The organism is Kitasatospora sp. NPDC093102 (assembly GCF_040683915.1).
Lineage (GTDB): Bacteria > Actinomycetota > Actinomycetes > Streptomycetales > Streptomycetaceae > Kitasatospora.
In genome coordinates, this window is the sequence record NZ_JBFBFA010000012.1 from 186,311 (window position 1) to 192,439 (window position 6,129).

General features: G+C 74.0%; 6 protein-coding genes and 1 pseudogene. 5 read left to right on the top strand and 2 right to left on the bottom strand.

Annotated elements, in window-relative coordinates:
* Nucleotides 1-10: 10 nt before the first annotated feature.
* A complete protein-coding gene (locus AB0O11_RS19245) occupies nucleotides 11-1,060 on the top strand; it encodes an agmatine deiminase family protein (RefSeq protein ID WP_363388052.1) in 1,050 nt (349 codons plus the stop codon).
* 89 nt (nucleotides 1,061-1,149) lie between these two features.
* Complete coding sequence (locus AB0O11_RS19250) at nucleotides 1,150-1,749, top strand: TetR/AcrR family transcriptional regulator (RefSeq protein WP_363388055.1); 600 nt, start codon at nucleotides 1,150-1,152, stop codon at nucleotides 1,747-1,749.
* Nucleotides 1,750-1,837: 88 nt separating this feature from the next.
* Here AB0O11_RS19250 and AB0O11_RS19255 read toward each other — a convergent pair whose 3' ends face one another.
* Entirely contained in the window at nucleotides 1,838-3,628 is a 1,791-nt protein-coding gene (locus tag AB0O11_RS19255; protein WP_363388058.1) for a hypothetical protein, read from the bottom strand.
* A 387-nt stretch (nucleotides 3,629-4,015) separates the two neighbouring features.
* Here AB0O11_RS19255 and AB0O11_RS19260 point away from each other — a divergent pair, with 387 nt between their 5' ends.
* The 3 genes from AB0O11_RS19260 (at nucleotide 4,016) to AB0O11_RS19270 (ending at nucleotide 5,975) form a co-directional block, all read left to right on the top strand.
* On the top strand, nucleotides 4,016-4,483 hold the full coding sequence (locus tag AB0O11_RS19260; protein ID WP_363388060.1) for a hypothetical protein: 468 nt from the start codon (nucleotides 4,016-4,018) through the stop codon (nucleotides 4,481-4,483).
* 104 nt (nucleotides 4,484-4,587) lie between these two features.
* Nucleotides 4,588-5,253, top strand: a complete 666-nt coding sequence (locus AB0O11_RS19265) for a DUF3105 domain-containing protein (protein ID WP_224285019.1) — start codon at nucleotides 4,588-4,590, stop codon at nucleotides 5,251-5,253.
* Nucleotides 5,250-5,975 (top strand): DUF305 domain-containing protein, encoded by a 726-nt coding sequence (locus AB0O11_RS19270; protein ID WP_363388063.1) that lies wholly within the window; start codon nucleotides 5,250-5,252, stop codon nucleotides 5,973-5,975. The genes AB0O11_RS19265 and AB0O11_RS19270 overlap by 4 nt, the downstream gene beginning before the upstream one ends.
* A 68-nt stretch (nucleotides 5,976-6,043) precedes the next feature.
* Here the strand turns inward: AB0O11_RS19270 and AB0O11_RS19275 are convergent.
* Nucleotides 6,044-6,129, bottom strand: a pseudogene (locus AB0O11_RS19275) (SsgA family sporulation/cell division regulator); the annotation flags it as partial.

The window sequence follows — 6,129 nt, forward strand, 5'->3', positions numbered from 1 at the left end:
TAGGGACTTGATGATGACCACCCCCACGCCCGCCTCGCTCGGCTACCGGATGCCCGCCGAGTGGCACCCGCACGACCGCACCTGGATGGCCTTCCCCACCGCCAACCCCACCTTCGACGGCCCCGAGCAGCTGCACGCCGCCCGCCAGGCCTGGGCCGCCGTCGCCGACACCATCGTCGGGTACGAGCCGGTGACGCTGATCGTCAACACCGGTGAGACGGCGCAGGCGCGCACGTACGTCTCCGAGCGGGTCGAGATCGTCGAACGCCCGCTGAACGACGCGTGGATGCGCGACATCGGCCCGTCCTTCCTGATCGACGGCAAGGGCTCGCTGGCCGCCGCCGACTGGATCTTCAACGGCTGGGGCGCCCAGTCCTGGGCCCGCTGGGACAAGGACCAGCACATCGCCGAGCACATCAGCGAACTGACGGAGGTGCAGCGCTTCGCCTCCCGGCTGATCAACGAGGGCGGCGGCATCCACGTCGACGGCGAGGGCACGGTGCTGGTCACCGAGACCGTCCAGCTCGGCGAGGGCCGCAACGCGGACTGGACCAGGGAGGACGTCGAGGCCGAGCTGCACGCCTTCCTCGGCACCACCAAGGCGATCTGGCTGCCGCGCGGACTCACCCGCGACTACGACGAGTTCGGCACCCGCGGGCACATCGACATCGTCGCCTCCTTCGTGCGCCCGGGCGTCGTGGTCGCCCACGTCCAGCCCGACCCCTCGCACCCGGACCACGAGGTCTGCCGGGAGCTGGTCGCCGTGCTGCGCGCCTCGACCGACGCCCAGGGCCGGCCGCTGGAGGTCATCGAACTGCCCGCCCCCACCGTCCTGCTGGACGAGGACGGCGAGCCGGTCGACTACTCCTACATCAACCACTACGTGGCCAACGGCGCGGTCGTCCTGTGCGCCTTCGACGACCCGCGCGACCAGGAGGCCGCCGCCATCCTCGCCGAGGCCTACCCGGGCCGCACCGTCGAACTCGTGGACGCCCGCGAGATCTTCGCCAACGGCGGCGGCATCCACTGCATCACCCAGCAGCAGCCGAAGGCACTCTGACCTGCTGCCACGGCTACCGGAGCGGGAGTGGGTTCCCCCACCCCGCTTCGGTAGCCTTCTGAGCTCCGTTCCACCGAGGAGATCCGCACATGGCCGACCCCCGCCCGCGCCGGCCGGCGCGCCCCCGCGAGGAGGTCTTCGCCACCGCCCGGGCCGCGATCGCCGAACACGGGCTCGCCAAACTCACCATGGCCGGGCTCGGCAAGCAGCTCCAGATGAGCGCCGGACACCTGCTCTACTACTTCGGCAGCAAGGACCAGCTGCTGCTGGAAACCCTCCGCTGGAGCGAGGACCAGCTCGGCGCCCGCCGCCGTGAGGCCCTCGCCGACCACGTCCTCGACCCCTGGCAGCGCCTCGACGCCTACCTGCGCCTCTACCTGCCGGAGGGGGCGGGCGACCCGCGCTGGATCCTCTGGGTCGAGGTGTGGGGCCGCTCCCCCGCGAGCGCCGAGATCCGCCAGGGCCAGCAGGAGATCGAGGCCCCCTGGCAGGCCGACCTGGTCGCCCTCATCGAGGAGGGCGCCGCCGCCGGCGACTTCACCCCCGGCCCCGCCGCCGACCGCGCGGTGCAGATCCGCGCCCTGCTCGACGGCCTCGCCGTCCCCATCGCCATCGGCCTCCCGGACGCCCGCCGCCCCGCCGCCCTCGCCCAGGCCATCGCCGTCACCGGCATCCTCCTGCGCACCTGAACCCGCCCGCGACCACTGCGGCGGGGCCTGCCATGGGCCCGCCGGCCGGTTCTGCCCGCGGGGGGTGGAATCGTAGACCGGTCCGGCGTCACTCGGTCCAGACGGCGGCGGCCGTACGGTCGTCGGCGTAGCCCTTGGCGCGGACCTGGACCTGGCGGAGGAAGTCGACAGTGCCCGGGGGGTGGGGGTGGGCCCAGTGGGTGGAGAGGAAGTGGGCGACGGCCGGCTCGTCGGCGACGGGGCGGGCGAGGCCGGGGGTGCAGAGGAGGAGGATGTCGCCCGGCGTCGCGGGGACGAGCCGGAAGCGGAACGGGCGCGGGCCGGGGACCGGGGCCTCGGGGACGGGCGGCTGGCCGTCCGGGTGGTGCAGCAGCCGGGCCGCGTAGGCGTCGATCCAGTGGCCGGAGCGCAGCAGGTAGAGCCCGCCCGGGCCGACACCGAAGGCCGCGCGGTGGCCGGCCTCCGGGTCCAGCGACACCAACAGGCAGTGCAGCGAGGCCGGGGACGGGGTGTCGTCCCCCTCCGCCCGGGGCGCCAGGGCGCGCAGCGGGGCCGCCGCGGCGGTGGCCAGGCGCTGGAGGCCGTAGCGGAGCCGGTCACGGGCGCCGTCGCGCAGGTCGGCGGCCAGGCCGGCCCGGCTGCGCCCGATCGCGGCCGCGAGTTGGTGGCACGCCTTGCCGGTGGCAGCCGCGACCGCCTCGGGGGCGACCGCCTCGTCCTCGGCGCCGCCCGCCCGGTCGAAGCCGCCGAGGACGGCGAGCAGCAGCCCGTCGGGGCCCTCGCCGAACCGGGTGACCAGCAGGGCGTCGCGGCGCGGCTCGCCCCGGTAGCGCGCGGAGTCGCCCCGGACGGAGGCGGCGCGCAGCACGGACGGTCCGTACTGGGCGCCGTCCAGCACGGTGTCCGGTACGAGCGCGCGCAGTGCGCCGGGGTCCGCCTCGGGTACGGCCGTCGGCTCGGGTCCGTAGGTCGGGGGGCGTTCGCCGACGTGCGGGACGGCGGCGCCGCCGTCGGCGAGCGGTGCGCGGATGGCCAGACGGGGGTCCGGGACGGCCGCGGCCTGGGCCACGGGCTCCGGGTCGGGTTCCGGGGTGTGGACGGGTTCGGGTTCGGGGGCGGCAGCGGAGGCCTCGGGTTCCCTCGCCTCCGGCGGCTCCACCGCCTCCACCGTCTCCATCGCCTGCTCGGCGACGGCGGGCTCGGGCACGGGCTCCGGTTCGGCTTCGGACCGGGCCTCGACAGCGGGCTCGGGCACGGGCTCGGGCACGGGTTCCGGTTCGGGCTCCGGTTCGGGGGCGGGCGGCGGGGTGGGCTTCTCCAGCGAGACCGGGTCCGTGACCGGTACGGCCTCCGGCTCCGGTGCGGGTTCGGGTGCCGATGCCGGCTCAGCTGCGGGCTCGGGCTCCGGCTCAGCTGCGGACCCGGATTCCGGCTCGGGTACCGGCTCCGGTTCCTGTGCCGCCTTCGGCGCGTCGTCGGCGAAGGCGGGGGCCGGGAACCGGTGGGTCTCCGTGGAGGTCCGCTGACGCCCGATCCCCTCCGCTCCGCCGATCACGCCGACCGCGGTGTCGAACCAGTCGTCGAGGCTGTCCCGGTTCTCCGAACCGACCTGCCCGCCCTGAGCCCCAGGAGCCTCCGCGGGCACCTCCACCGCGGCCGCCACCACCGGCTCCGGCTCCATCACCGGCTCCGGCTCCGGCTCCGCCGACCGCTGCTGCCCGATGAGCCCGACCGCCGTGTCGAACCAGTCGTCCACGCTGCCGGCCCCCGGGTCGGCGTGCGGGGTGTCGGGGAGGGTGCCCGTCGGACCGTCGTAGACGGCGTCCCACCAGCCGTCGTCCGGCCGGTGCGGCTGTGCGGGTGCACCCTGCTTGCTCATCTGGCGGCTCCTGGTCGTTCCGTGGTCGCGCCGCCCCGGCGGGCCGGGCTGACGACATTGTTCTCCACCTGCGACGACCCTGTCCGGGTTTCGGCGACAACCGGTCACCCATCGGAAAGTCCCGGCCACCGCGCTCACCAGCCGGTTCGCCGGACCGGCACCGGGTACGTCGTCCGCTCGTCCGCTTCCGTTCCGTCCGTGCTTGCCGGATGTGTCCGGAGCAGGGCGTTTCCTGGTCATCCGGGCGTGCGGGCCGCCGAAAATGGGGGCCGATGAGGGGCATCGCATCACTCGTTCGGCTGATTAAATGTGCGCATGACCGCGTCGGCCCCCAGTTCGCCCCGACCGGGGAGGGCCGCATCCGCGGGCCGCCCGGCGGGTGGACTGTTGGTCCTGCTGCTCGTCGCGCTGCTGACGCTGCTGCCCTGCGCGGGCCAGGCGAAGGCGGCGGACGACTCCGGCCGTCCGGCGCCGCCCTCGGCCCCGGTCAGCGCCGTCAGCGTGGTCAGCGTCGTCAACGTCCAGGTCGCGATCGGCCAGGCCTCCTACACCGGTCACGCCGCGAAGGTCACCAAGTCCGCGAAGCCCTCGGACCACCACCGGACGGCCGAGGAGCAGGGGCACTGGATCCTCTGCACCGCCGGCGGCGAGCCGCCGCGCAACAACGGCTGCTCCAGCCACCCGTTCTGTCCGCAGGACGCCCAGCTGCCGAACCCGCCGCCGCAGCCGCAGCCCGCAGTGTCACCGCTGGCCCCGGCCGCGCCCGAGGCGCTGCCCCGGGTGGTGCCCGCCGGTCTGCTGGAGGGCTCGCACCCGGTGCCCGACCTGCACGAACTCCAGGTCCACCGGTCCTGAGCGGAACCCACCGCCGGCGGCTCGGCCGCCGACGGATCCGCCCCTCCTCCCACTCCAGCTGACCGCCGTCACCGACCGGTGCGGCGGGGACAAGGACGACCACCATGGGTTCCGCTTCCAAGCAGTCCAACAAGCCCGGCGGCAAGCAGGACGGCCTCGACCGCCGCGCCCGGATCGCCGAGCTGCGCGCCGCCGAACAGCGCCGCGACCGCCGCAACAAGATCGTCGCCTCGGTGGCGGCCGGCGTACTGGTGATCGGTGCGATCGCCACCGGCACCTGGCTCGTCATGGACCAGAACCAGAAGAAGAAGGACAAGGAGACCGCCGCCAACGCGGACATCCCGGGCGTGAAGACCTTCGGCGAACTGAGCCGCACCCACGTCAAGGACAAGGTCACCTACCCGATGACCCCGCCGGTCGGCGGCGACCACAACGCGATCTGGCTGGACTGCATGGGCCACGTCTACGACCAGCCGGTCGAGAACGAGCGCGCCGTCCACTCGCTGGAGCACGGCGCGGTCTGGGTGACGTACAACGGCAAGGCCACGCCGGACGACCTCAAGATCCTCTCCGACAAGGTCAAGAAGACCCCGTACTCGCTGATGAGCCCGTACCCGGACGAGCAGGGCACCATCACCCTGAACGCCTGGAGCACCCAGCTGATCGTGGAGAGCGCCGGCGACCCGCGGGTGGAGGAGTTCTTCACCAAGTACGTCCAGGGCAAGCAGACCCAGGAGCCGGGCGCCTCCTGCACCATGGGGCAGATGTGACCGCCGACGCGGGCCGTCCCGACGAGGCCGTGACGGAGGACGCCGCGGCGGACGCCGTCGAGGAGGGCTCGGCCCCGCGCCGGCGCCGCATGTGGCTGCCGGCCGCGCTGGCCGCCGCCGTGGCGCTGGCGCTCGGCGTGCCGGCGCTGGTCGCGAGCGGGACCTCGGCGTCCGGCGCGTCCACGCTGTCCGTCCCGGCCGACGACTCCCCCGAGGCCGGGTTCGCCCGCGACATGGCGACCCACCACCAGCAGGCGGTGGACCTGTCGTTCGTCGTCCGGGACCGCACCGCGGACGAGCCGACCCGCACCCTGGCCTTCGACATCATCAACACCCAGGCCAACCAGCGCGGGATGATGATGGGCTGGCTGGACCAGTGGGGGCTGTCCCAGCACTCGACCGCCACGCCGATGGCGTGGATGAAGATGGGCCACGAGTACCAGGCCCACGACGGTTCGCTGATGCCGGGCATGGCCACCAACACCCAGATCGCGAAGCTGCGCACGCTCAGCGGGCGGGACGCCGAGGTGTACTACCTCCAGCTGATGATCGAGCACCACAAGGGCGGCGTCGAAATGGCCCAGGGCTACGTCGACAAGGCCGGGAACGATGCCGAGAAGCGGCTCGCGCAGTCGATGGTGGTCGCCCAGACCTCCGAGCTCCAGCTGATGACCGACATGCTCAAGGAGCGCGGCGCCGCCCCCGGCGCGCCCGCCTCCTGAGCGCTTGTTCCGCACGCTCCGCGTTGTCCCGTGCGCTCTGCACGCTCCGCGCGTTCCCCGGGCGGCCGGGGGGGCACCGCGGCGTCCGTCCGCTTGAGGAACGACTCAAGTGCACGGGCCGGGGCCTCCAGCAGGGCTTCTCCTTCCGGAGAGC

Bases quoted from the DNA above. Each gene is read 5' to 3' on its own strand.
- AB0O11_RS19250 (WP_363388055.1), top strand. From the start codon at position 1,150: ATGGCCGACCCCCGCCCGCGCCGGCCGGCGCGCCCCCGCGAGGAGGTC.
- AB0O11_RS19245 (WP_363388052.1), top strand. From the start codon at position 11: ATGATGACCACCCCCACGCCCGCCTCGCTCGGCTACCGGATGCCCGCC.
- AB0O11_RS19255 (WP_363388058.1), bottom strand. From the start codon at position 3,628: ATGAGCAAGCAGGGTGCACCCGCACAGCCGCACCGGCCGGACGACGGC.
- AB0O11_RS19265 (WP_224285019.1), top strand. From the start codon at position 4,588: ATGGGTTCCGCTTCCAAGCAGTCCAACAAGCCCGGCGGCAAGCAGGAC.